Raw genomic sequence first — 23,003 nt, forward strand, 5'->3', positions numbered from 1 at the left:
TGGTCATCTAGCTTTTTATTAACAATCGCGGTATAACACACCTTCTTTGGATGTTTAGATGTCCATACGTATAGAAGGTAATATGCAAACACAACAAGAAAATGGGCAGCTTAAGCGCACCATGAAAACACGCCACCTGGTTATGCTCTCGCTGGGCGGCGTGATTGGGACAGGGTTATTCTTCAATACCGGCTACATCATTTCAACGACCGGGGCGGCGGGCACGCTGCTGGCGTACCTGATAGGCGCGCTGGTGGTCTGGCTGGTGATGCAGTGTCTGGGCGAGCTTTCCGTGGCGATGCCGGAAACCGGCGCGTTCCACGTCTATGCCGCCCGCTATCTTGGCCCGGCGACGGGCTACACCGTAGCGTGGCTCTACTGGCTTACCTGGACGGTGGCGCTCGGCTCAAGCTTTACCGCCGCCGGCTTCTGCATGCAGTACTGGTTCCCGCAGGTGCCCGTCTGGGCGTGGTGCGTGGTCTTCTGCGTGGTGATTTTTGGCCTCAACGTCATCTCGACGCGCTTCTTTGCTGAAGGCGAATTCTGGTTCTCCCTGGTCAAAGTCATCACTATCATCGCCTTTATTATTCTTGGCGGCGCGGCGGTCTTTGGCTTTATCCCTATGCAGGACGGTTCACCCGCGCCGGGCTTAAGCAACATCACCGCCGAGGGCTGGTTCCCGCACGGCGGCCTGCCGATCCTGATGACCATGGTGGCGGTGAACTTTGCCTTCTCCGGTACCGAGCTCATCGGCATCGCGGCGGGGGAAACGGAAAATCCGCACAAGGTGATTCCGGTTGCGATCCGCACCACCATTGCGCGCCTGATTATCTTCTTTATCGGTACCGTGTTTGTGCTGGCGGCGCTGATCCCGATGCAGCAGGCAGGCGTGGAAAAAAGCCCGTTCGTGCTGGTGTTTGAAAAGGTCGGTATTCCTTACGCGGCAGATATCGTTAACTTCGTGATCCTGACGGCGATCCTCTCGGCGGCGAACTCGGGCCTGTACGCCTCCGGGCGCATGCTGTGGTCGCTTTCGAATGAGAAAACGCTGCCGCGCTGCTTTGCGCGCGTAAACAAAAACGGCGTGCCGCTGACGGCGCTCTCGGTTTCTATGCTCGGCGGCGTGCTGGCGCTGTTCTCAAGCGTCGTGGCGCCGGACACGGTGTTTGTCGCGCTCTCGGCGATTTCCGGTTTTGCGGTAGTGGCGGTGTGGATCAGCATCTGTGCGTCGCACTTCGTTTTCCGTCGCCGCCATCTGCAGTCCGGCCAGCCGCTTTCTGCGCTGCAGTATCGTGCCCCCTGGTATCCGCTGGTGCCGGTGCTCGGTTTTATCCTCTGCGTGGTGGCCTGTGTCGGCCTGTGGTTTGACCCAAGCCAGCGCATTGCCCTTTATTGCGGGCTTCCGTTTGTCGCTCTGTGTTATGGTGCGTACTACCTGACCCGAAATATGACATCGCAGGAGCCTGAACATGTCGCAGAATAACCCGCTTACCGCCATCCTTGAAAAACAGCCGTTTGTGGTGCTGGATGGCGCGATGGCGACGGAGCTGGAAGCGCGCGGCTGTAACCTGGCAGACAGCCTCTGGTCAGCCAAAGTGCTGGTGGAAAACCCGGAACTCATCCGTGAAGTGCATCTCGATTACTATCGCGCGGGCGCGCAGGTGGCGATCACCGCCAGCTATCAGGCCACGCCTGTGGGCTTTGCGGCGCGCGGCCTGGACGAAGGGCAGTCCCGCGCGCTGATCGGTAAAAGCGTGGAGCTGGCGCGTAAGGCGCGCGAAGCGTATCTGGCTGAAAATCCGCATGCGGGCACGCTGCTGGTGGCGGGATCTATCGGGCCATACGGAGCATATCTGGCGGATGGCTCAGAGTATCGAGGCGACTACGTACGCAGTGCGGAGGAATTCACCACCTTCCATCGTCCGCGCGTGGAAGCGCTGCTGGATGCGGGCGCTGACCTGCTGGCCTGCGAAACGCTGCCCTCGTTTGCCGAAATTAAGGCGCTGGCGGCGCTGCTGTCTGAATATCCCCGCGCCCGGGCCTGGTTCTCGTTCACCTTACGGGACAGCGAACACCTGAGCGACGGTACGCCGCTGCGTGACGTGGTCAGCGTGCTGGAAAACTCTCCGCACATCGTCGCGCTGGGCATTAACTGTATCGCCCTGGAAAATACCACGGCGGCGCTGAAGCATCTGCAAAGCCTGACGTCGCTGCCGCTGGTGGTTTACCCGAACTCGGGCGAGCATTATGACGCGGTAACCAAAACCTGGCACCACCACGGCGAAGCGTGCGAGACGCTGGCGGGGTATCTTCCGCAGTGGCAGACTGCCGGGGCGAAGCTGATTGGCGGATGCTGTCGCACCACGCCGAAAGACATTGCTGAGCTGAACGCACAGCGCTGATGCCCTCACCCTGACCCTCTCCCACGGGGAGAGGGGGAAAAAACAACCGCACAAAATCAACTATCCTTTCCCGCTTTTTATCTAAAAACGAATCGTTATGAGCGATTCATTTTTATTCCTTTATCAAAATTCCCGCGCCAGAAATACTGCCCTCATAACAACAAGGGGAGCAGGCACTATGGCAATTTCATCGCGAATCACACTTCTCGGCGCACTGGCGCTGTGGGCATTTCAGGCGCAGGCGGTGGACGTCACCGTCGCGTATCAAACCTCTGCGGAACCGGCGAAAGTCGCGCAGGCGGACAACACCTTTGCGAAAGAGAGCGGCGCGAAAGTCGACTGGCGCAAGTTCGACAGCGGCGCCTCCGTGGTTCGTGCGTTAGCCTCCGGCGACGTGCAGATCGGCAATATCGGCTCCAGCCCGCTGGCGGTCGCGGTCAGCCAGCAGGTGCCGATTGAGGTGTTCCTGCTGGCCTCGCAGCTCGGTAACTCTGAAGCTCTGGTGGTGAAGAAAAACATCACTAAGCCGGAAGATCTGATCGGCAAACGCATCGCCGTGCCGTTTATCTCCACCACCCACTACAGCCTGCTGGCGGCGCTGAAACACTGGGGCATCAAGCCGGGTCAGGTACAAATCATCAACCTGCAGCCGCCGGCGATTATCGCCGCCTGGCAGCGCGGGGATATTGACGGTGCTTACGTCTGGGCTCCGGCAGTGAACGAACTGGAAAAAGACGGCACCGTGCTGACCGACTCTGAAAAAGTGGGCCAGTGGGGTGCGCCAACCCTCGACGTGTGGGTAGTGCGCAAAGACTTCGCCGAGAAACATCCTGAGGTGGTGAAAGCCTTCGCCAAAAGCGCGATTGACGCCCAGCAGCCGTACATCAGTAACCCGGATGAATGGCTGAAGCAGCCCGCCAACCTGGAAAAACTCTCCCGCCTGAGCGGCGTGCCGGAAGCGGACGTGCCGGGGCTGGTGAAAGGCAATACCTATCTGACGCCCGCGCAGCAGGTGCAGCAGCTGACCGGGCCGGTGAACAAAGCGATTGTTGATACCGCCACCTTCCTGAAAGAGCAGGGCAAAGTGCCTGCGGTGGCGGCGGATTACAGCCAGTACGTGACCGATCGTTTTGTGAAATAAGGAGTCCGTCATGCTGAATATTACGAACCTGTACGCCGATTACGGTGGAAAACCCGCGCTGGAGGATATCAACCTGACGCTGGACAGCGGTGAACTGCTGGTGGTGCTGGGCCCGTCCGGGTGCGGAAAAACCACGCTGCTGAATCTGATCGCCGGGTTTGTCCCTTATCAGCATGGCACCATTCAACTGGAAGGCAAAAAGGTGGAAGGCCCGGGAGCCGAGCGCGGCGTAGTCTTCCAGAACGAAGGGTTGCTTCCCTGGCGCAACGTTCAGGAAAACGTGGCGTTTGGGCTACAGCTTGCGGGCGTCAATCGCGAACAGCGGCTGGAAACGGCACGGACGATGCTGAAAAAAGTGGGGCTGGAAGGGGCGGAAAAACGCTTTATCTGGCAGCTTTCCGGCGGCCAGCGGCAGCGCGTGGGTATTGCCCGCGCGCTGGCCGCGAATCCGCAGCTGTTGCTGCTGGACGAGCCGTTCGGGGCGCTGGACGCCTTCACCCGCGAGCAGATGCAAACCCTGCTGCTGCGCCTGTGGCATGAGACCGGCAAGCAGGTGCTGTTGATTACCCACGATATTGAAGAGGCGGTGTTTATGGCGACGGAGCTGGTGCTGCTCTCGCCGGGGCCGGGCCGCGTGCTGGAGCGTTTGCCGCTGGATTTCGCCCGCCGCTACGTCGCGGGCGAACCCGTGCGCAGCATCAAATCCGACCCGCGGTTTATCGAGCAGCGTGAATACGTCTTAAGCCGCGTGTTTGAGCAACGGGAGGCCTTCTCATGAGCATCGTTTTCAGTGAAAAAACGCGCCGCACGCGTCTGGCGCTGCGCTGGCCTTTCTCGCGCCAAATCACGTTGAGCGTCGGTACGCTGCTGGTGCTGCTGGCTGTGTGGTGGGCGGTTGCTGCCCAGCAGTGGGTCAGCCCGCTATTTCTGCCACCGCCGGGACAGGTGCTGGCCAAACTCATTACCATCGCCGGGCCGCAGGGCTTTATGGACGCCACGCTCTGGCAGCATCTTGGGGCAAGCCTGACGCGTATTCTGGTGGCGCTGCTGGCGGCGGTAATTATTGGGATACCGGTCGGGATCGCGATGGGCTTGAGCCCGACGGTGCGCGGCATACTCGACCCGCTGATTGAGCTTTACCGCCCGGTGCCGCCGCTGGCCTATCTGCCGCTGATGGTTATCTGGTTTGGCATCGGTGAAACGTCAAAAATCCTGCTGATTTATCTGGCGATTTTCGCCCCGGTGGCCATGTCGGCGCTGGCGGGGGTGAAGAGCGCCCAGCAGGTGCGGATCCGCGCGGCGCAGTCGCTGGGGGCAAGCCGCACGCAGGTGCTGCTGTTCGTGATTTTACCGGGCGCGCTGCCGGAAATTTTAACCGGGCTGCGCATCGGCCTCGGCGTGGGCTGGTCCACGCTGGTGGCGGCAGAGCTGATTGCGGCCACGCGCGGCCTTGGGTTTATGGTGCAGTCGGCGGGAGAGTTCCTGGCGACTGACGTGGTGCTGGCAGGGATCGCGGCGATCGCCGCGATCGCCTTCGGATTAGAACTGGGGCTGCGCGCGTTACAGCGCCGCCTGACGCCCTGGCATGGAGAAATACAATGAGTGAACGTCTGACCATTACCCCGCTGGGGCCGTACATTGGCGCGCAGGTGTCGGGCCTGGATGTGACCCGTCCGCTGAGCGATAACCAGTTCGAGCAGCTGTACCACGCGGTGCTGCGTCATCAGGTCGTTTTCCTGCGCGAGCAGGCGATCACCCCGCAGCAGCAGCGCGCGCTGGCTCTGCGCTTTGGCGATCTGCATATCCACCCCGTCTATCCCCATGCGGAAGGCGTGGAGGAGATTATCGTTCTGGACACCCACAACGATAACCCGCCGGACAACGACAACTGGCACACCGACGTGACCTTTATCGAGACGCCGCCCGCCGGCGCTATTCTGGCGGCGAAGCTGCTGCCGGAAACCGGGGGTGATACGCTGTGGACCAGCGGGATTGCGGCGTATGAGGCGCTCTCCGCGCCGTTCCGGACGCTGTTGAGCGGGCTGCGGGCGGAGCACGACTTCAAAAAATCGTTCCAGGAGTACAAGTACCGTAAAACGGAAGAGGAACATCAGCGCTGGCAGGAGGCGGTTGCGAAGCATCCTCCGCTGCTGCACCCGGTGGTGCGGACCCATCCTGTCACGGGCAAGCAGGCGCTGTTCGTGAACGAAGGGTTCACGACGCGCATCGTGGACGTGACGGAGAAAGAGAGCGAGGCGCTGTTAAGCTTCCTGTTCGCGCATATCACCAAGCCGGAGTTTCAGGTGCGCTGGCGCTGGCAGGAGAACGATCTGGCGATCTGGGATAACCGCGTAACGCAGCATTATGCCAATGCGGACTATCTGCCGCAGCGCCGGATTATGCAGCGGGCGACGATTTTGGGCGATAAGCCGTTTTATCGCCCTTGATCCTGTAGTACCCGTAGGCCGGGTGGCGGCTACGCCTTACCCGGCCTACAAAAAACTGCACACTTAAAGGTGCGCCTCAATATACCGCTGGTAGCGGTTCGCCTTCAGGTAACACAAATCCACCAGCACCAGCCCGTCGACGCAGTTGTTGAACTCCGGGTCGCTGCCAAAATCAATAAACTGCACGCCGCCGGGCTCGCAAAGCTCGGAATATTGCTTGTAGAGCGGCGGAATGCCGCAGCCCAGATTGCCGAGCAGGGATTTCAGCTTTGTCAGGTCGTCTACGTAATCCACGCCGCCAAACTGCGCGAGCACGTCCGGCAGGGACGCGGGATACGGCTGGCGCGAGGCGGCCAGCGGATGCGTCGCCGGGAACCACAGACGGTAAAATGCCACCAGCAGATCCCGCGCGGCAGGCGGTAAGCCGCCGGAAATGGAGACCGGGCCAAACAGGTAGCGATAGTTTGGATAACGCGCCAGGTAAGCCCCAATGCCGGACCATAAATAATCCAGGCCGCGTCGACCCCAGTAGCGCGGCTGAATAAAGCTGCGCCCCAGCTCAATGCCGTGCTCCAGCACGTCCTGCATTTTGTCGTCGTAGTGGAACAGGCTATAGCTGTACAACCCTTCCAGACCGCGACGTTCAACCTGTCTGGCGGTCGGCATAAAGCGATACGCGCCAACGATCTCCAGATCCTCATCATCCCACAGGATCAGGTGCAGATAATCATCGTCGTAGCTGTCGGTGTCCCGGCGCTTGCCGCTCCCTTCCTCCACCGCGCGAAAAGCAATCTCGCGCAGGCGGCCCAGCTCGCGCAGCAGCGGGGCGTCTTCCTGACCGTTGCGCTGCCAAAGATAGATGGTTTTACCGTCGCTGGTATTGCCCAGACATTCGGCCTGTGCCAGCGCGCGTTTCAGGGTGGCCCGGTCTTCCGGACGGGCAATGGCGCACTGGGTTTTAAAGACGCCAGGCACTCCCTTGCCAAGACGCATCACGTGCTGACGGCACTGCTCGGCCATCTCACGCGACGAAAGGGTGGCGCTATGCCAGTTATGCCAGGCAATCTGCTGGCCGATTTTGATCGGCAGCTGGCTGTGGCGGCGGCGGAACATCTGCTGCATCAATAGCAGCATCGACAGAGTTGGCGACACCAGCGTGCTGGCATAAAAGAGCAGGCTGTTATGCGCCTGAATATGCACCGGCAGCAGCGGGGCGCGCAGCTTGCTGGCGAGTTTGATAAAGCCAGAGTGCCACTTTTTGTCGCGAATGCCTTTGCGCGTGGGGCGGGAAACTTCTCCGGCCGGGAAGAAGATCAGCACGCCCGCGTTTTGCAGATGCTGCTCCATCTGAACCAGCGACGATTTCGCCGTCCTGCCGCCCATATTGTCCACCGGAATAAACAGCGAGCTTAGGGGCTCAAGGTGGGTCAGCATCCGGTTGGTCACGACTTTAACATCGCGACGCACGCGGGAGACGGCGTACATCAGCGCCAGCCCGTCCAGCGTACCCGTCGGGTGGTTGGCAATAATGACCAGGGGGCCATGTTCGGGGATTTGTTCAAGATCGCGGGCGGAAACGGTGCAGAGAATATCAAGGTGTTCCAGAACTTGCTCCACCATATCCAGTCCTTTCAGGTGGCGGTGTGCTGCGGCAAATTGCTGGAATTCCTCTTCGTAAAACAGTCTTTTTAACAGACTTTTTTGCCAGGGTGCAGGCCTCGCCTGAGGCCAAAGATCGTCGAGAACGCTATCGAGGCTAAACATGATTACTCCTCCTGCCGTCTTGCGAAGACAGTAGAAGGAGCAGATGTCGGTTGTATTGCAGTTTGGTGAAGATTAACGCAGGATTTTCTTCTCGGCCAGATCCAGCGCGAAGTAGCTGAAGATCAGATCCGCGCCTGCGCGTTTGATGGCGCCGAGGCTTTCGAGGACCACTTTCTCTTCGTCAATCGCACCGGCCAGCGCGGCGAATTTGATCATCGCGTACTCGCCGCTGACCTGGTAAGCGCCCAGCGGCAGCCCGGTGCGCTCGCGAATGTCGCGCAGGATATCAAGGTACGCGCCCGCAGGTTTCACCATCAGGCAGTCTGCGCCCTGGGCTTCATCAAGCAGGGATTCGCGAATCGCTTCCCGACGGTTCAGCGGGTTCATCTGATAGGTTTTACGATCGCCCTTCAGCGCCGTGCCCGCCGCTTCACGGAACGGGCCGTAGAAGGAGGAGGCAAATTTAGTGGAGTAAGACATGATGGCGGTGTCGGTAAAACCCGCCGCGTCCAGGGCCTGACGAATCGCCTGAACCTGTCCGTCCATTGCGGCAGAGGGCGCGATGAAGTCCGCACCCGCAGCGGCAGCAACGACCGCCTGTTTGCCGAGGTTCAGCAGGGTGGCATCGTTATCCACGCCGTGATCGCACAGCACGCCGCAGTGGCCGTGAGAAGTGTATTCGCAGAAGCAGGTGTCTGACATGACCACCATTTCCGGCACGGTCTCTTTGCAGATGCGGGACATGCGGGCGACGAGGCCATCTTCTTTCCACGCGTCGCTGCCGGTGGCATCGGTATGGTGAGAGATGCCGAAGGTCATCACCGAGCGGATCCCCGCGTTGGCGATGCGTTCAATTTCACGCGCCAGATATTTCTCCGGAATGCGCATTACGCCCGGCATGGCTTCGATGGCTTTGTAGTCATCGATCTCTTCTTCGACAAAAATCGGCAACACCAGATCGTTTAAGGTCAGGGTTGTCTCTTCAAACATAGCGCGCAGTGCGGGTGACTTGCGCAGGCGGCGGGGACGTGCAATTAAATCGGTCATGGTATGCCTGATGTTTGTGGAACAAAGAAGACTAGTGTACCCGAAAGCGTCGTGAGGTGTTTATTAAAGTGGGCGGTTTACCGGTAGATCATGCAAGACTGCGGGAACGGTGTCGTGCGGAGCAAACGGTTTAACATCAACCGCTTGCCCACGGAATATTAAAATTAGTTAGACGCGGTGAGAACCTGGGCTTTATTGGCGCTCAGTTCAGCCACTAAGTTATTAATCCCGTCACTCATATTGACGAAACGCGTATGCGGGGAGCGGGTGACCACCACAAATGCGCCCACGTTTGACTGCGGGATCATGGCCATATAAGTGATGAATCCGCCGCCGCCGCCGGTTTTCTGAATAATACCCGGACGGCCATTTTTTGGTGCCATATAGACCCAGCCCATGCCGAGCGCGTCGGCTTTACCCGGCACGTCCATCCCGATGACGCGTTGCAGCTGAGTGCGCTGATAAATCAGGGTCTGCATGCGATCGGCCTGGCTGCTGCGAGCGTAGAAATCTGAGGAAAGGAACTGCTGCATCCAGCGCATCATGTCGCCAGGGGTGGAATAGACCCCGCCGCTGCCCACGGCCGCGAGCGTGTTATTACAGGGGCTAGCGCCTTTCTCCGCCACCATCAGGCGACGACACTGATCCGGGGACGGGGTAAAGGTGGTGTCTTTCATACCCAGCGGACGGGTTATCTGCTCTTCAAACAGCTGCGTGTAGGGTTTGCCAGCCGCCGTTGAAAGGGCGTCCGCCAGCAGGTCAAAGGCCAGGTTTGAATAAGAGGCCTGCGAACCCGGCGCCGCCTTCAGCGTGGCGGTACTCAGGTAGCGCCAGCGCTGGTCGCGCGTTGGCCAGACAAATACGTCACGGTGCGCCGCCCCGCCTGGCTGCTCACGCGGCAGGGCGCTGGTGTGGGTGGCAAGGTTCACAAGCCGGATCGGCGTCCCCTGATACGTGGGTACCCGGGCGCCTGGCGGCGCGTATTTGCTGAGCGGGTCGTCGAGCTTCACCACGCCCTGGTCGAGCAGTTTCACCAGCATTTCGCTGGTCATCAGCTTGGTTAAGGACGCGATGCGGATAACGGAATCCAGCTGCGGGTGAACGTTATTTCCTGGGCGCGTTTCGCCAAAGCTGCGGAACACACGCTGGTTGCCGTCAATGACGACCATCGCCATCCCGGTTGCGCCGCTGCCGTAATAGATAAGGTTCGCGTAGCGATCGGCAATATCTGAAGCTAAAACGGGCGCCGTCAGCGGTTGGGCTGCCTGGGCGGTAGAAAAGCTCACCGCACACAGCGCGGCAAAAGAGAGCAGACAACGTTTCAACGAAAAGCATCCATGAAGTGAATGAGGAAAGTAATGGGTATTTATACTACTAAACGGTACCGCGCAATGCCCCGAATTGCATAACGATAGCGAGAAAAACGTAACCATGGGTAAATATGAATAATTTACTTGCGAGCCATCTCCCATTTTGTGACATCGGGCTTATGATAGGCACCAGTGTCACTCAATCTTACGGAGAACGGTATGTCTGAGAAACGTGTGGTTATGGTTGTCGATATGCAGAACGGAGTATTTGAAACCCCGCGTCATCAGCGCGAAAAGTGTGTCTCTCTGATCAACCAGCTTACGCAGGCAGCCGACAAGGTGATTTTTATTCAGCATACCGAGGCCGGGGGCCTGGAAGAGGGAAGCGAAGGGTTTGCGCTACTGCCTGAACTCCATCAGCCTGCTGACGCGCTTTACGTCACTAAAACCGCCTGCGATGCCTTCTATAACACCGCGCTTGAGGCGCTGCTGCGTGAGCAGGGCATTCGCGAGTTTGTCATCTGCGGCTGCGCCACCGACTACTGCGTCGATGCGACGATCAAGAACGGCGTTAGCCGGGGTTACCACATCACCGTGGCGGAAGATGCCCATACCACATCCAACCGCCCGGCTGCTGAAGCACAGATCCTGATTAACCATCACAACGACGTCTGGCGTAACTTCATTGCCCCGGCGAACCCTATCGCAGTGAAACGCACCGAAACAATTCTCGAAAACTGGAAAGCGAACTAATAATCAACCCTCGGGTCTGACCTTTTTGCCTGGGCCGGGAGGCTGGCCTGGGCAGGTTTTTCGTGTGGTAACGTGTTGTGCACAGCAACAGCCATAACAACAAGAAGGAAGCATTATGTTTAAGTCTTTTTTCCCAAAGCCGGGGCCTTTTTTCCTGTCGGCATTTATTTGGGCACTTATCGCTGTCATTTTCTGGCAGGCGGGCGGCGGCGCATGGCTGACGCGCATTACGGGAGCGACAGGCGAGGTGCCGATTAGCGCGGCGCGCTTCTGGTCGCTGAGCTACCTGCTGTTTTACGCCTACTACATGGTGTGCGTAGGGCTGTTTGCCCTGTTCTGGTTTGTCTATTCTCCGCACCGCTGGCAGTACTGGTCGATCCTGGGCACATCGCTGATTATTTTTGTGACCTGGTTCCTGGTGGAAGTGGGCGTGGCGGTTAACGCCTGGTATGCGCCGTTCTACGATCTGATACAGACCGCGCTGAGCTCGCCGCATAAGGTGACCATTAACCAGTTCTATCATGAAGTTGGCGTCTTCCTCGGCATCGCCCTGATAGCGGTGATCATCGGCGTGATGAACAATTTCTTCGTCAGCCACTACGTTTTCCGCTGGCGTACCGCGATGAACGAACATTACATGGCGCACTGGCAGCACCTGCGCCATATCGAAGGCGCCGCGCAGCGCGTGCAGGAGGACACCATGCGTTTTGCCTCCACGCTTGAAGACATGGGCGTCAGCTTTATCAACGCCATCATGACGCTGATTGCCTTCCTGCCCGTGCTGGTGACGCTCTCGGCGCACGTGCCGGATTTGCCGATTGTCGGCCATATTCCTTATGGTCTGGTGATTGCCGCGATCGTCTGGTCGCTGATGGGTACGGGCCTGCTGGCGGTGGTCGGGATCAAACTGCCGGGCCTGGAGTTTAAAAATCAACGCGTGGAAGCCGCTTACCGTAAAGAGCTGGTTTACGGTGAAGATGATGCCAACCGCGCCTCGCCGCCAACCGTCCGCGAGCTGTTTGGCGCCGTGCGTCGTAACTATTTCCGTCTTTACTTCCACTATATGTATTTCAACATTGCCCGTATTTTGTATCTGCAGGTGGATAGCGTTTTCGGTTTGTTCCTGCTGTTTCCGTCGATTGTTGCGGGTACGATTACGCTCGGTCTGATGACGCAGATCACCAACGTTTTCGGTCAGGTTCGCGGGTCGTTCCAGTACCTGATCAGCTCCTGGACCACGCTGGTGGAACTGATGTCCATCTACAAACGTCTGCGCAGTTTTGAACGTGAGCTGGACGATCGTGACCTGCAGGAAGTCACCAATACATTTAGCTAATACAGGAAGTTGCTATGCCTTTTGCCGTACCGCGCGCGTTACCGTTGTCCTTGCTGGCCGCTCTTGTGCTGGCAGGGTGTGCCGAAAAAGGGGCTGCTCCGCTCAAAAAGGGGGAGAAGCCCGTCGATGTGGCGAGCGTTGTGCGGCAGAAAATGCCCGCCAGCGTGAAGGATCGCAATGCGTGGGCAGACGCGCTGGCAAAGACCTTTGAAAGCCAAAAGATCGCGCCTACCGAGGAGAATATCTGCTCGGTGCTGGCGGTGGCGCAGCAGGAGTCAATGTACCAGTCAGACCCGGTTGTGCCGGGGCTGAATAAAATCGCCTGGAAAGAGATCGACCGCCGCGCGGAGTCCATGCATATCCCGGTGTTCCTCGTGCACACCGCGCTTAAAATCACCTCGCCGAACGGCAAAAGCTACAGCGAACGGCTGGATACGGTGAAAACCGAAAAACAGCTTAGCGCTATCTTTGATGATTTCATCAGTATGGTGCCGATGGGGCAGAAGCTGTTTGGTTCACTGAACCCGGTACACACCGGTGGTCCGATGCAGGTGAGCATTGCGTTCGCGGAGAAGCATACCGACGGCTACCCGTGGAAAATCGACGGTACGGTACGTCAGGAGGTCTTCTCCCTGCGCGGTGGGCTGTGGTTCGGCACGTATCATCTGCTGAACTATCCGGCGAACTACAATGAGCCGCTGTACCGCTTTGCCGACTTTAACGCGGGCTGGTATGCCAGCCGTAATGCGGCATTCCAGAGTGCGGTCAGCCGCGCAAGCGGCGTCAAGCTCGCGCTGGACGGCGATCTCATCGCTTACGGCAGCAGCGAGGCGGGAAGCACCGAGCTGGCAGTACGGAAATTATCGACAACGCTTGGCTTGAGCAACAGCGACATTCGCCGTCAGCTAGAGAAAGGCGACAGCCTGGCCTTTGAGAAGACGGATCTGTACAACAAGGTGTTTGCGCTTGCGGAGCAGAAAAGTGGGAAAACGTTACCGAGGGCGATCCTGCCGGGGATCCAGCTGGAAAGCCCGAAGATCACGCGTAACCTGACAACCGCATGGTTCGCAAAACGCGTGGACGATCGCCGGGCGCGCTGTATGGGGCTTTAACGGCGGCGGCGAAAGCGCAACACTAACGCCACAACGCCCAGAATCATACATCCCGCGAGGAAGGGGATCAGGCCGAACAGTGTGCTGACGCCAAACCCAATTTCAACTCGCGGGCGTCCGTTATCTTGCACCTGCATCAGGTGTTCATAAACGCCAGGGGCATGGACCAGCATATTGAGCAGCTGGGAACCGGCCCAGAAGCAGAACAGGACAAACAGGGCATAAGCAATATTACCCGCCGTGGAGGTTTTTGGTTTGCCGCCAAAAATCGGTTTCGACAATGTAAAGTCAGCCATGTTGACCTCCCGTGGTTTCACTCTGTTTTAATACGCGTCTTACGGGGTGAGTTTGACAGGTCATCGCATTTGTCAATATCAGAATCGTGGTAATTTGCGCTCAGGAATTCTCCTGGATTGTCGATTTCTGCAGCACATCACAATTTCATCACTTAAGTGAAATTGCGTCGCGTTTCAGAATTTCCGTATCTGCCACAGACCTGGCCGTAAAACTGTGAGAGGATGTCTTTTTTTCCTGCCGGAGTTGTTATGAAGCTCACGTCCAAACTACGCCGTGACTGGCACTACTACGCCTTTGCTATCGGGCTGATCTTTATTCTTAACGGTGTCGTGGGCCTGTTGGGGTTTGAAGCAAAAGGATGGCAAACCTATGCCGTCGGGCTGGTGACCTGGGTGATAAGTTTCTGGCTGGCGGGGCTGATTATCCGCCGTCGTCCTGAAGAGACGACAGCGGATGAGGCGAAGAGCGCCGATTAACCGTTTACGGAACTTTTAAGCGCACTGTCGGCGGCGTGACGCTCCAGCGCCAGTTCGATCAGGCGGGTGATCAGTTCCGGGTAGCTCAGGCCGCTGGCCTGCCACAGTTTTGGATACATGCTGATGTTAGTGAACCCCGGCAGCGTGTTGATTTCATTGATCACCACTTCGTTTTCCGGCGTCAGGAACACATCCACGCGCGCCATGCCGCAGCAGCCGAGCGTCTGATAAGCGCGAATGGCGATCGCCCGGATCTTATTGTTAATCGCCGGATCGATATCCGCAGGAACGACAACCTGCGCGCCTTTGTCATCAATGTATTTGGTGTCGTACGAATAGAAGTCGCTGTTTAACACCACTTCGCCGCAGGTGCTCGCCTGTGGGAAATCGTTGCCCAGCACGGCGCACTCAATTTCACGGCCTTTGATGCCCTGCTCAACCACCACTTTATGGTCGAACTCAAACGCCAGACGGACAGCCTGCGTGAACTCTGCTTCGCTGGTGACTTTGCTGACGCCCACGGAGGAGCCCTGGTTTGCCGGCTTCACAAACAGCGGCAGACCCAGCTCTCCGCTAATTTGCGCGAAGCCGTGTTTGTCGCGGTTTGCGCGGGTGAGGGTCACGAATGGCGCAATATTCAGCCCGGCATCGCGCAGCAGGCGTTTGGTGACGTCTTTGTCCATGCACGCGGCAGAGCCGAGTACGTCCGAGCCGACGAACGGCAGGTTGGCCATGCGCAGCATCCCCTGCAGGGAACCATCTTCGCCCAGGGTGCCGTGAACGATAGGGAAGACCACGTCGATCTGGGCGAGAGCCTGAGCGTTGCCGGCGTCGATGAGCTGCCCCTTCACGACGCCGGGTACGGTGGCGACGCTCACTTCCGAAGGATTAAGGGCGATATGCGCCGGATCGTGAGCGTTCAGCAGATACTGGCTGGCATCGTTAACGTGCCACTGACCCTGTTTATCAATGCCCAGCAGCACCACGTCGAAACGGCTTTTATCGATCGCATCAACGATATTTTTGGCCGATTGCAATGACACTTCGTGCTCCGCTGATTTTCCCCCAAAGACAATACCTACGCGCTGCTTAGCCATCTCACTCTCTTCCAGTCTGACGAAAAGCCAATAACATACCACGATGCCCGGCGGGTTTCGCGGCCTTCTGCCATAATGTTTTGGGGAATGTTGAGGGGGGAGAGTGAAAGGAAAAACGCTGCTGACCGTATTCATCATAGTGGCCGTTGCAACGGTGGGTTACCGCTGGTTGCCGCCTTACTACAACCCTTTCATGCCGCTAACGCTTGACGACCCGCCGGGCCGAATCGCCCAGTATAAGCTTCGGCGCCTGACCCCCGAGGCGTGCGCGAGCCTGCTTTCGCAGGCTAACCAAAGAGATCTCATCCGCACCCAGCCGGTGGCCGACAGCGGTGGCGCGTGTCCGCTTAACAACGTCGTGCGCGTGCGTGATTTCGGTCCGGTCGGCCTGAACAGCAGTTTTCTTGCCAGCTGTCCGCTGGCGCTCAGCTCTGCGCTGTTTATCAGCCAGCAGGCCCGGCCGCTGACAAAACGCTATACGGGCAGCGACCTGGCGCGTATCGACCACCTCGGCAGCTATGCCTGCCGCAATATTTACCACCGCCCTGACGCGCGACGCAGTGAGCATGCCACGGCGGAGGCGCTGGATATCGCCGCCTTTCGGCTGGCGAACGGGGAACGCGTCACGGTGCTGAACGGCTGGAAGGCGGCAGCAACGCAGCCATGGCTTAAGGCCATGCTGTCGGCAAGCTGCGGCTACTACGGAAACGGCCTCGGGCCGGAGTATAACGCGGCGCATGCCAACCATTTTCATCTGGGAATGCGCGGTTTCGGACTCTGTCGGTGAAGCATAATATTCCGCCAGAAAATGGATAATTTGTGACTTATTTCACAAATATGATGACTGGGAAGATAAAACACCAAAGTCAGTCAGGCCGCATCTCTGGTGCGATGTCAAAACGCGTAACTTGCTAATCTGTAGGCGAATTCGCCTAAAAATGAAGACTATTTCTTTATGGAATCCTGGAAAGTTAATCTCATCTCGGTCTGGTTCGGCTGCTTCTTCACCGGGCTGGCCATCAGCCAGATCCTGCCGTTCCTGCCGCTGTACGTCTCGCAGCTGGGGGTGACCTCGCATGAAGCGCTCTCCATGTGGTCCGGCCTGACGTTCAGCGTCACGTTTCTGGTCTCCGCCATTGTGTCACCTATGTGGGGCAGCCTGGCGGATCGGAAAGGCCGAAAACTGATGCTGCTGCGCGCCTCGCTCGGGATGGCGATTGCCATTCTGCTCCAGGCCTTCGCCACCAACGTCTGGCAGCTGTTTTTCCTGCGTGCGGTGATGGGACTGACGTCCGGGTACATTCCGAATGCCATGGCGCTGGTCGCCTCTCAGGTGCCGCGCGAGCGTAGCGGCTGGGCGTTAAGTACGCTCTCCACGGCACAGATCAGCGGCGTCATCGGCGGTCCGCTGCTGGGCGGCTTTCTGGCGGACCACGTCGGACTGCGCGCGGTATTTATCATCACCGCGATCCTGCTGGTGGTCAGTTTTCTGATCACGCTCTTTCTTATCAAAGAGGGGGGCCGCCCGGTTATCAGTAAATCTGAACGCCTGAGCGGCAAGGCCGTCTTCGCCTCGCTGCCCTATCCGGGACTGATGATCAGCCTGTTTCTGACCACTATGGTTATCCAGCTTTGTAACGGTTCGGTCGGTCCGATTCTGGCGCTGTTTATCAAGTCTATGGAGCCGGACAGCACAAATATCGCTTTTCTGAGCGGCATGATTGCCGCCGTGCCGGGCGTATCCGCCCTGATTTCCGCGCCGCGTCTGGGAAAACTGGGTGACAGGATCGGCACGGCGCGCATCCTGATGGCGACGCTGATCTTTGCGGTCGTGCTCTTCTTCGCGATGTCGTTTGTCACCTCTCCGCTTCAGCTTGGCGTATTGCGATTCCTGCTCGGGTTTGCTGATGGTGCAATGTTGCCTGCAGTACAGACTCTGCTGGTTAAATATTCCAGCGACCAGGTGACGGGGCGTATTTTTGGATATAACCAGTCATTTATGTATCTGGGGAATGTTGCCGGTCCGCTTATTGGCGCATCCGTTTCCGCGATGGCCGGTTTTCGTTGGGTATTTGCCGCCACGGCGATTGTCGTTTTAATCAATATTATCCAGCTGGCTATTGCGCTGCGTCGCCGCAGACAAATAGCGGAAGCGAAATCGTCGAGATAATCGTTTCGTTGATGTATTATATATTCTTATGGTAGCCGCATTTTTATATAACAAAATGCGGCATTTTTTTTATAGAGAAACGTTTCGCTCACCGCGGCGGTTCTTTATTTTTATTCCTGTATCACTTTTGCATACCATAATAAATTTCTTCTCTTTGCATTATGGATTCAGAATGCTAACTTCAGACAAAACTGAAAAAGGAACTGGCACGATGAAAAATCTCATTGCTGAATTGCTGGTCAAGCTGGCACAAAAGGAAGAGGAGTCAAAAGAGCTGGTTGCTCAGGTCGAAGCGCTGGAAATTGTGGTCACCGCGCTGCTGCGACAAATGGCGAAAACCGATCAACAGGCGTTGATTGAGAGCGTGGAAGGCGCGCTGGACAGCGTCAGGCCTGAATCGCAGGTTCCGGTTGAGGATGCCGAAATGCTCCACCAGTACGTAAAGAAGCTGTTAAGGCATCCGCGCACCTAAACCGTCACAGGACGTAACGACGTGTCATAGAATTGTCATGCAGGATGCCTATAGTCGCTCTGTTTTTATTTTTATGTATTTGTACATGGAGAAAATAAATTGAAACAGAGCGCACTTTTCATCGCATTACTTCCCCTGTTAATTACCCCTGCCATTTATGCCGATACTGCCCAAACCAGCTTGCTGGATAATCGCGCGGCAAAAGGGGATATCACCCAGCCTGGCGGCGCACGCCGTTTATCAGAAGATCAAACTGCCGCTATTCGCGCTTCGCTGAATGATAAGCCGGCGAAAAATATTATTCTGCTTATTGGCGATGGAATGGGGGATTCCGAAATCACGGCGGCGCGAAATTATGCCGAGGGTGCGGGCGGCTTTTTTAAAGGTATCGATGCATTACCGCTGACCGGACAATATACCCATTACGCGCTGGATAAAAAAACCGGTAAACCGGATTACGTCACGGACTCCGCGGCCTCTGCTACGGCGTGGTCCACCGGCGTGAAAACCTATAATGGCGCGCTGGGTGTGGATATTCACGAAAAAGATCACCAAACCCTTCTGGAGATGGCAAAAGCGGCGGGCCTGGCGACCGGCAACGTCTCCACCGCTGAACTTCAGGATGCAACGCCCGCGGCGCTGGTGGCGCACGTGACCTCGCGTAAATGCTACGGTCCGTCAGTGACCAGCGAAAAATGCCCGACGAACGCGCTGGAAAAAGGCGGCAAAGGCTCGATTACGGAACAGCTGCTGAACGCGCGTCCTGACGTGACCCTGGGCGGTGGCGCGAAAACCTTCGCAGAAACCGCGACGGCGGGCGAGTGGCAGGGCAAAACGCTGCGCGAGCAGGCGCAGGCCCGCGGCTATCAGCTGGTGAGTGACGCAAATTCGCTGGCAGCCATCACCGAGGCGAACCAGGACAAGCCGCTGCTGGGGCTATTCTCTGACGGCAACATGCCCGTGCGCTGGGAAGGACCAAAAGCCTCTTATCACGGCAATATCGATAAACCGGCCGTAACCTGTACGCCTAACCCGAAACGCACGGACAGCGTACCGACGCTGGCGGCGATGACTGATAAAGCCATCTCTCTGCTGAGCAAGAGCGAAAAAGGGTTCTTCCTGCAGGTGGAAGGCGCGTCGATCGATAAGCAAGATCATGCGGCGAATCCGTGCGGCCAGATTGGCGAAACCGTCGATCTGGACGAAGCGGTGCAGAAGGCGCTTGAGTTCGCGAAAAAAGACGGTAACACCCTGGTGGTGGTCACCGCGGACCATGCTCACGCCAGCCAGATTATTCCGGCAGATACCAAAGCCCCGGGCCTGACGCAGGCGCTGAATACCAAAGATGGCGTCGTTATGGTGTTGAGCTACGGCAACTCTGAAGAAGAGTCCATGGAGCACACCGGCACCCAGCTGCGCATTGCAGCCTATGGGCCGCACGCGGCAAACGTGGTAGGCCTGACCGATCAAACGGATCTGTTCTACACCATGAAGGCGGCGCTGGGTCTTAAATGATAAAATCCCGGCGGAAATCACATCTGCCGGGTGGTTTTTTTCCTGTCACGAACCAGACTTACAGGGAATGTTCACAAAAGGATGGTGCAATGAAAACAACATTACTGGTTACTCTGCTCTCTGGCCTGTTCCTGATCGCATCGGCGAACGCGGAAGAGAAGACGCTAACGCCGCAACAACAGCGTATGACCACCTGTAATCAACAGGCGACGTCTCAGAGTCTGAAGGGAGATGCTCGCAAGACCTACATGAGCGACTGCCTTAAAAACGGCGCCGCGAAGCCGGCTGAAAAAAGCCTGACGCCGCAGCAGCAAAAAATGCGCGAGTGTAATGCGAAAGCAACCGAACAGTCCCTTAAAGGGGATGACCGCAGCAAGTTCATGAGCGCGTGCCTGAAGAAAAAAGTGTAGTCCAAACGGGTGAGCGGCTCCGGCGGCTCACCCGAAATTTCATACTTTCCCCGCAGACCCCCTCTCTATAATTTGGGAAAATGTTTCAGAATATTCCCAAAAATGATGAATGATGAAACGTATTACAACAAAAAGCGCATTCGGGAAGAGTGGAATTTAACCCTTTCTCAGGATGACCCTCACCGCGCCGGCATTCAGTTTGCCCGGCGAGTTCGGCTGGCGCGCGCCGTCGGGCTGGCGGCGATGTTTTTCCCCGTTGCGGGGATGCTGGTCACCCATTTTTTACCCGGTGGCTGGTGGCTTTTACTGGTGGGGTGGTCGTTCGTCTGGCCCCATTTTGCCTGGCAGCTGTCCTGCCGTGCCGCTTCACCTCATCAGCAGGAAATTTTCAATCTCAAAATCGATGCCATTATTGCCGGACTCTGGATCGGCGTGATGGGGATGAATGCGTTACCCACCGCAGCGCTGGTGATGATGGTGGGGATGAATATGATGGGTTCAGGGGGCTGTCGTCTGTTTCTCCCGGGGATCGCGTTGACGCTGCTCTCCGCGCTGGTGACCCTGCCACTCGTCGGGAAGGTTGTCGTCTTCAACCCCGACCTTGTGGAGTGGGGCTTAACGTTACCCGTACTCGTGCTGTATCCCATGCTGTTTGCCTGGCTTAGCCACCGAACCGCCATCAGGCTTGCGGAACATAAGCAGCGGCTGGAAATGATGAGCACACGAGACGGGATGACCGGGGTCTTCAACCGCCGACACTGGGAAATGCTGTTGCGAAATGAATTTGAGCATTGTCGGCGCGACCACAGCACCGCCACGATATTGCTGATTGATATCGACCACTTTAAAAACATCAACGACACCTGGGGGCACGACGTGGGCGACGAGGCGATCGTTGCCATTACGCGTCAGCTCCAGCGGTCGGTACGGTCAGGCGATGCGATCGGCCGGTTTGGCGGGGATGAGTTTGCGGTGATCATGTCGCAGACAGCGGCGGAGAGCGCCATCGCCGTGATGTCGCGACTGCATGAGCGGCTGGAAAAACTGACGTTACCGTGCGCGCCAAAAGAAGCGCTGCGCATCAGCGTCGGCGTTGCCCCCTGGGGGCCGCAGTTTGGACACTATCGGGAATGGCTAAAGGCGGCTGACGTGGCGCTGTATAAGGCGAAAAATGCCGGACGCGGCCGCACCGAAGTGGCCGCCTGACGCCCGGTCAGAAATCATGATTTACTCAGCTTCTCTGATTTTTCCATGCATTTTGCCATCGCTTCAATGACGGCCGAGCGGAACCCGCGCTCTTCCAGCACCCGCACCGCTTCGATGGTGGTACCGCCTGGAGAGCAGACCATATCTTTCAGTTCACCCGGATGTTTGCCGGTTTCCAGCACCATTTTGGCGGAGCCCATGACGGCCTGCGCGGCGAACTTATACGCCTGCGCGCGCGGCATTCCGCCAAGCACGGCAGCGTCGGCCATCGCTTCTAAAAACATGAACACATAGGCAGGGGCTGAGCCACTCACGCCAACCACCGGATGGATCATCGATTCGGCAATCACTTCTGCTTCACCGAAGCAGCGGAAAATATTCAGCACGTCGGCTACTTCTTCCGTGGTCACCAGCGCGTTAGGCGTGACGGAGGTCATGCCGGCATTAACCAGCGAGGGGGTATTGGGCATCGCGCGGACGATTTTACGATCGTGACCCAGCGCGCGCGCCAGCTGATCGAGCGTGACGCCCGCGGCAATCGACACGACCAGCGTCTCTTTATTCAGGCTGGAGGTGATATCGCTCAGCACTTTGATCATGATGTTCGGCTTGACGGCGCCAAAGACGATATCGGCGACCTGGGCGACTTCCTGCGCGCTTTCGGCGGCGTTGATCCCGTATTGATCGCGCAACCCGGCGACCTTGTCCGGTGACGGGGTATAGACCCAAATCTGACCCGGCAGCACCTGCCCGCTGGCGATCAGACCGCCCAGGATGGCTTTGCCCATGTTACCGCAGCCGATAAACCCGATTTTCTTGTCCATCACGATTCTCCGTCATTATGCGTTGTTTTCTCTGATTGATAGCTTAACAACGAAATGCAGGCGACAATAGTCGGCAGACTCATTATGGGAAGACAATATGGCGATTTGGGTTGATGCGGACGCGTGTCCGAACGTGATTAAAGAGATTTTATTTCGCGCCGCCGAGCGCGTTCAGATGCCGCTGACGCTGGTGGCGAACCAGAATATTCGCGTACCGCCTTCGCGGTTCATCCGCTCCTTGCGCGTGCCGGCCGGGTTCGACGTGGCGGATAACGAAATTGTTCGCCTGTGCAGCGCGGAGGATCTGGTGATCACGGCGGATATTCCGCTGGCCGCCGAAGTGCTGGAGAAAGGGGCGGCGGCGCTCAATCCGCGCGGGGAGCGTTACTCGCCTTCGACCATTCGGGAAAAGCTCACCATGCGCGATTTTATGGATACGATGCGGGCCAGCGGCGTGCAGACCGGTGGACCGGACAGCCTGTCCCAGCGCGACCGTCAGCAGTTCGCTGCCGAGCTGGATAAATGGCTGCTGGAAGTGAAGCGCCGTACAGCGTAATGATAATTATTGTCAGTTTGTGGTACAGTGTGGCCTCCACAGGGTTGTCATCCCGTACCGCTTTGCAGTAAAGTAATCGCAACATCTTCTGCAATTATTTCTTTACACTCTTCAGCCATTCGGCATCAAGGGGAACACCTGGCATGACCCAACCCATCTTTTTAGTTGGCCCCCGCGGCTGTGGGAAAACCACCGTTGGCCTGGAGCTGGCACGCGTGTGTCATCGCCAGTTTGTTGATACCGACCACTGGCTGCAAACCGAGGCCGGAAAAACCATCGCCGAGATTGTTGAGCAAGAGGGATGGGAGAGCTTTCGCGCGCGCGAAACCGCCGCGCTGAAAGCGGTCACCACCCCGTCTGCCGTGATCGCGACCGGCGGAGGCATCGTTCTGGCGGAGTGCAATCGTCACTTTATGCGCGAAAAGGGGATTGTGATTTATCTCAGCGCGCCGGTGTCGGCTCTGGTAGGGCGGCTGGAAGCCTTTCCGGAAGCGGGGCAACGCCCCGCGCTGACCTCCAGGCCGCTCAGCGAAGAGGTGAGCGAAGTGCTGGCCGAACGCGATGCGTTATACCGCGAAGCGGCTCACCACGTGGTGGATGCGTCCGCGTCTCCCGAAGACGTTGTGATTCAGATTATTACCGCCCTGCGTTTGGCTTGTGCCAGCTAA

General features: G+C 57.7%; 24 protein-coding genes. 18 read left to right on the forward strand and 6 right to left on the reverse strand.

Annotated elements, in window-relative coordinates; all coding sequences use genetic code 11:
* Positions 1-82 precede the first annotated feature (82 nt).
* The 6 genes from mmuP to tauD all read left to right on the forward strand — a co-directional run bounded on the left by mmuP (position 83) and on the right by tauD (position 5,990).
* Positions 83-1,483: an S-methylmethionine permease gene (mmuP, locus tag UTM25_RS18110; RefSeq protein ID WP_194399667.1), complete on the forward strand. Its 1,401-nt coding sequence runs from the start codon at positions 83-85 to the stop codon at positions 1,481-1,483.
* Positions 1,470-2,402 (forward strand): homocysteine S-methyltransferase, encoded by a 933-nt coding sequence (mmuM, locus tag UTM25_RS18115; RefSeq protein WP_194399668.1) that lies wholly within the window; start codon positions 1,470-1,472, stop codon positions 2,400-2,402. The genes mmuP and mmuM overlap by 14 nt, the downstream gene beginning before the upstream one ends.
* Positions 2,403-2,580: 178 nt before the next feature.
* Complete coding sequence (tauA, locus tag UTM25_RS18120) at positions 2,581-3,543, forward strand: taurine ABC transporter substrate-binding protein (RefSeq protein ID WP_194399669.1); 963 nt, start codon at positions 2,581-2,583, stop codon at positions 3,541-3,543.
* Between the two features lie 10 nt (positions 3,544-3,553).
* The gene (gene tauB, locus UTM25_RS18125; RefSeq protein ID WP_194399670.1) at positions 3,554-4,321 is read left to right on the forward strand and encodes a taurine ABC transporter ATP-binding subunit; all 768 of its coding nucleotides are present in this window, start codon (positions 3,554-3,556) and stop codon (positions 4,319-4,321) included.
* Positions 4,318-5,145 carry a taurine ABC transporter permease TauC gene (gene tauC, locus UTM25_RS18130; protein ID WP_194399671.1) on the forward strand — a complete coding sequence of 276 codons (828 nt, stop codon included), beginning with the start codon at positions 4,318-4,320 and terminating at the stop codon, positions 5,143-5,145. Before tauB ends, tauC begins: the two co-directional genes overlap by 4 nt.
* Positions 5,142-5,990, forward strand: a complete 849-nt coding sequence (tauD, locus tag UTM25_RS18135) for a taurine dioxygenase (protein WP_194399672.1) — start codon at positions 5,142-5,144, stop codon at positions 5,988-5,990. Before tauC ends, tauD begins: the two co-directional genes overlap by 4 nt.
* A gap of 63 nt (positions 5,991-6,053) precedes the next feature.
* Here tauD and UTM25_RS18140 read toward each other — a convergent pair whose 3' ends face one another.
* From UTM25_RS18140 to ampH, 3 genes are all read right to left on the reverse strand, one after another.
* Positions 6,054-7,754 carry a lysophospholipid acyltransferase family protein gene (locus tag UTM25_RS18140; protein ID WP_320715146.1) on the reverse strand — a complete coding sequence of 567 codons (1,701 nt, stop codon included), beginning with the start codon at positions 7,752-7,754 and terminating at the stop codon, positions 6,054-6,056.
* 72 nt (positions 7,755-7,826) lie between these two features.
* The gene (gene hemB, locus UTM25_RS18145) at positions 7,827-8,801 is read right to left on the reverse strand and encodes a porphobilinogen synthase (RefSeq protein ID WP_194399673.1); all 975 of its coding nucleotides are present in this window, start codon (positions 8,799-8,801) and stop codon (positions 7,827-7,829) included.
* A 164-nt stretch (positions 8,802-8,965) separates the two neighbouring features.
* Positions 8,966-10,126, reverse strand: a complete 1,161-nt coding sequence (gene ampH / locus UTM25_RS18150; protein ID WP_194399674.1) for a D-alanyl-D-alanine-carboxypeptidase/endopeptidase AmpH — start codon at positions 10,124-10,126, stop codon at positions 8,966-8,968.
* Positions 10,127-10,330: 204 nt separating this feature from the next.
* Between ampH and UTM25_RS18155 the strand changes: the two genes are divergently transcribed.
* The 3 genes from UTM25_RS18155 (at position 10,331) to UTM25_RS18165 (ending at position 13,312) form a co-directional block, all read left to right on the forward strand.
* Positions 10,331-10,864, forward strand: coding sequence for an isochorismatase family protein (locus UTM25_RS18155; protein ID WP_194399675.1), 534 nt, complete (start codon positions 10,331-10,333; stop codon positions 10,862-10,864).
* A gap of 115 nt (positions 10,865-10,979) precedes the next feature.
* Complete coding sequence (gene sbmA, locus UTM25_RS18160) at positions 10,980-12,200, forward strand: peptide antibiotic transporter SbmA (RefSeq protein WP_194399676.1); 1,221 nt, start codon at positions 10,980-10,982, stop codon at positions 12,198-12,200.
* A 14-nt stretch (positions 12,201-12,214) separates the two neighbouring features.
* Positions 12,215-13,312 (forward strand): DUF1615 domain-containing protein, encoded by a 1,098-nt coding sequence (locus UTM25_RS18165; protein WP_194399677.1) that lies wholly within the window; start codon positions 12,215-12,217, stop codon positions 13,310-13,312.
* On the opposite strand, the gene UTM25_RS18170 is transcribed toward UTM25_RS18165, so the two are convergent.
* Positions 13,309-13,608 (reverse strand): DUF2755 family protein, encoded by a 300-nt coding sequence (locus UTM25_RS18170; protein ID WP_008503287.1) that lies wholly within the window; start codon positions 13,606-13,608, stop codon positions 13,309-13,311. The genes UTM25_RS18165 and UTM25_RS18170 overlap by 4 nt on opposite strands.
* Positions 13,609-13,857: 249 nt before the next feature.
* On the opposite strand from UTM25_RS18170, the gene UTM25_RS18175 reads away from it, so the two are divergent.
* Positions 13,858-14,085 carry a DUF2754 domain-containing protein gene (locus UTM25_RS18175; RefSeq protein ID WP_023310528.1) on the forward strand — a complete coding sequence of 76 codons (228 nt, stop codon included), beginning with the start codon at positions 13,858-13,860 and terminating at the stop codon, positions 14,083-14,085.
* Here the strand turns inward: UTM25_RS18175 and ddlA are convergent.
* The gene (gene ddlA / locus UTM25_RS18180) at positions 14,082-15,182 is read right to left on the reverse strand and encodes a D-alanine--D-alanine ligase (protein WP_194399678.1); all 1,101 of its coding nucleotides are present in this window, start codon (positions 15,180-15,182) and stop codon (positions 14,082-14,084) included. The two genes, UTM25_RS18175 and ddlA, sit on opposite strands and share 4 nt — an antisense overlap.
* A gap of 103 nt (positions 15,183-15,285) precedes the next feature.
* Here ddlA and UTM25_RS18185 point away from each other — a divergent pair, with 103 nt between their 5' ends.
* The 6 genes from UTM25_RS18185 (at position 15,286) to adrA (ending at position 20,955) form a co-directional block, all read left to right on the forward strand.
* Positions 15,286-15,969, forward strand: a complete 684-nt coding sequence (locus UTM25_RS18185) for an extensin family protein (RefSeq protein ID WP_194399679.1) — start codon at positions 15,286-15,288, stop codon at positions 15,967-15,969.
* A gap of 168 nt (positions 15,970-16,137) precedes the next feature.
* Entirely contained in the window at positions 16,138-17,352 is a 1,215-nt protein-coding gene (locus UTM25_RS18190; RefSeq protein ID WP_194399680.1) for a multidrug efflux MFS transporter, read from the forward strand.
* 211 nt (positions 17,353-17,563) lie between these two features.
* Positions 17,564-17,824, forward strand: a complete 261-nt coding sequence (gene iraP, locus UTM25_RS18195) for an anti-adapter protein IraP (protein ID WP_023310532.1) — start codon at positions 17,564-17,566, stop codon at positions 17,822-17,824.
* Positions 17,825-17,923: 99 nt separating this feature from the next.
* Positions 17,924-19,339, forward strand: a complete 1,416-nt coding sequence (gene phoA / locus UTM25_RS18200) for an alkaline phosphatase (RefSeq protein WP_320715149.1) — start codon at positions 17,924-17,926, stop codon at positions 19,337-19,339.
* An 89-nt stretch (positions 19,340-19,428) separates the two neighbouring features.
* Positions 19,429-19,749 carry a phosphate starvation-inducible protein PsiF gene (gene psiF / locus UTM25_RS18205; RefSeq protein WP_023310534.1) on the forward strand — a complete coding sequence of 107 codons (321 nt, stop codon included), beginning with the start codon at positions 19,429-19,431 and terminating at the stop codon, positions 19,747-19,749.
* 102 nt (positions 19,750-19,851) lie between these two features.
* The gene (gene adrA, locus UTM25_RS18210; RefSeq protein WP_194399682.1) at positions 19,852-20,955 is read left to right on the forward strand and encodes a diguanylate cyclase AdrA; all 1,104 of its coding nucleotides are present in this window, start codon (positions 19,852-19,854) and stop codon (positions 20,953-20,955) included.
* Between the two features lie 14 nt (positions 20,956-20,969).
* Here the strand turns inward: adrA and proC are convergent, their stop codons facing one another.
* Positions 20,970-21,779, reverse strand: a complete 810-nt coding sequence (gene proC, locus UTM25_RS18215) for a pyrroline-5-carboxylate reductase (RefSeq protein WP_194399683.1) — start codon at positions 21,777-21,779, stop codon at positions 20,970-20,972.
* Positions 21,780-21,876: 97 nt separating this feature from the next.
* Between proC and UTM25_RS18220 the strand changes: the two genes are divergently transcribed.
* Positions 21,877-22,335, forward strand: a complete 459-nt coding sequence (locus UTM25_RS18220) for a YaiI/YqxD family protein (RefSeq protein WP_010428006.1) — start codon at positions 21,877-21,879, stop codon at positions 22,333-22,335.
* Positions 22,336-22,478: 143 nt separating this feature from the next.
* A complete protein-coding gene (gene aroL, locus UTM25_RS18225) occupies positions 22,479-23,003 on the forward strand; it encodes a shikimate kinase AroL (RefSeq protein WP_194399684.1) in 525 nt (174 codons plus the stop codon).

It is taken from the genome of Enterobacter sp. 61D5 (assembly GCF_034107965.1).
Lineage (GTDB): Bacteria > Pseudomonadota > Gammaproteobacteria > Enterobacterales > Enterobacteriaceae > Enterobacter > Enterobacter cloacae_M.